The organism is Clostridium sp. (assembly GCF_051656525.1).
GTDB lineage: Bacteria > Bacillota > Clostridia > Clostridiales > Clostridiaceae > Clostridium.
Genome location: NZ_JBOGCC010000327.1, coordinates 1 through 1,797, shown reverse-complemented (window position 1 = coordinate 1,797; position 1,797 = coordinate 1). Strand labels below are relative to the sequence as shown.

Annotated in this window: 2 protein-coding genes and 1 pseudogene; all 3 read right to left on the bottom strand. The window is 33.5% G+C overall.

The window, feature by feature from the left end:
- Positions 1 to 1,132: pseudogene (locus tag ACRDDY_RS16385) on the bottom strand (hypothetical protein); the annotation flags it as partial.
- 4 nt (positions 1,133 to 1,136) lie between these two features.
- Positions 1,137 to 1,463, bottom strand: coding sequence for a hypothetical protein (locus ACRDDY_RS16380; RefSeq protein ID WP_438566009.1), 327 nt, complete (start codon positions 1,461 to 1,463; stop codon positions 1,137 to 1,139).
- A gap of 68 nt (positions 1,464 to 1,531) precedes the next feature.
- Positions 1,532 to 1,753 carry a DUF2922 domain-containing protein gene (locus ACRDDY_RS16375; protein ID WP_438566008.1) on the bottom strand — a complete coding sequence of 74 codons (222 nt, stop codon included), beginning with the start codon at positions 1,751 to 1,753 and terminating at the stop codon, positions 1,532 to 1,534.
- Positions 1,754 to 1,797: the final 44 nt, after the last annotated feature.

Below are 1,797 nucleotides of genomic sequence, written 5' to 3'. Positions count from 1 at the left end.
TTGCACTAAAGTCAGCAACTATAAATCTTTTCCCCTTCTCTGGAATAAATGTTGTTCTAATAAGTTCTGATAACATTCCCTTAAAGCTTTCATAAAAAAGATTAATCCCCTCATACTCTCCTTCAAGCAAAAGATTTCTGCAAAGGTCAATATCCTTTGCCTTATTCTGTGGAAGATTTTGAACTTGAACTAACCTTCCTGCCCATCTTCCTGTTCTATTAGCACCATAAAACCTAAACAAGCCTCTTATCCTGCCATCTTTGCATACACTTCTTTTCATAGCCTCATACTTTTTAACAGAAGTCTTTGAAATCTCTAACCTTAAGCCCAATACTTCCTTTATTTCTTCATCAGAAACTTTTTTTAAAAGCTTAGAAACATTGTCCTTTGCAAGACTTGAGGTCTTTAAACCTTTTTCTTCTAGCCACTCTTTAAGAGACTTTACACTATTAAAATTATCTAAACCTGTTAACTCTCTTCCTCTATTAAGTAGCTTTTCCCTCCAAATATTTTCTCCTTCAATAGCCTTATCCACCAATCCCTCATGAATTAAAATACCCCTATCATTTATTCTCTGATCTAAACTCCATAACTCTTTTTCCTTTTCTGTAATACTAAAAAACTCTAACCTTTTTCTTATATTTCTCTCAACTTCAACATCTCTTATACAATATTTCTTAAAGGTTTCCCACTTCTCTAAATCCATCTCTTTTCTTGGAGGAATTGAAAAATATTTTATAAGCTCCCGTCCCTCCTCCATCTTTCCTTCCTCTATTCCTAAAAACTTAGAAACTCCATCAAGACTTCCTAAAAGCCCAAGCTCTAAAGAAAGAACAGATGTACAGCTCCAAAACTCTGGATTCATATATATTCCTAAATGTCTCTCTAAACAAACCCTTTCAAAATTAGCATTAAAAGCAGTTTTAATAATATCCTCAGAAGTTAAAGCCTCCAAAACATTCATTGGAAGCCTTTCTCCATTCTTAAAATCAACTACTTTAACCTCATCATCATCAAAGGCATATGCAAATAGGAGTATCTCAAACTCCAAAGACTCTGTATATGGATAAACGCCACACCTTGTAAGGTCCTTATCACTAAAGGTTTCAATATCAATAGCTAAACTTCTCATACCTTTAAGCTACTCTCCTTTCCAACTCTTCAGCCCTTTTCAAAACTTCAGGATAAGCTTCCTTTGGAAGTTCTATAAGCTTCTCACACCCAAACTCCCTTAAAAGTCTTAACACTTCATTTCTTTTCCCATCCCTATAAACTTTAGTTAAGATAGCTCTAATCTCTTCTATAGAAATCTCAATTTTCTCTACAATTTCTGGCTCAATTTCCTTCTTTACATTTCCATTCATTAATACATCTTTTCTATATCCTTCAAAAGCCTCTGCAAGTGCAAGTAATGACTCCATAACCCCTGGCATTTCCACTAAAACTTTAACCTTTATCTCCATAAAAAATCCTCTCCCTTTTTATTTATACTTCAAAAAGGCAATGCAAAATATTGCATTACCTTTAAACCCTATGCTAAATCTAAAATTGTCTTTTCAGTTGCTATAACTTCAGCTTTTAAAACCTTTGTTATTGGAGAACCATCTATTGTAAAGATTCCCTTAGCCTTAATAAAATTCATAACAGCCTTTACTGACTCAGATGAAAGCTCATCTAAAATATCCTTCACCTTAATTGATAAATTCTTCCCTGCTGCATTTTCAAATGTCATTACTAATACTTTTTCTAACATACTCTACTCCCCCCTTCTACTATGCTTGCTCTATTAAATCATAA

Bases quoted from the DNA above. Each gene is read 5' to 3' on its own strand.
- ACRDDY_RS16380 (WP_438566009.1), bottom strand. From the start codon at position 1,463: ATGGAGATAAAGGTTAAAGTTTTAGTGGAAATGCCAGGGGTTATGGAG.
- ACRDDY_RS16375 (WP_438566008.1), bottom strand. From the start codon at position 1,753: ATGTTAGAAAAAGTATTAGTAATGACATTTGAAAATGCAGCAGGGAAG.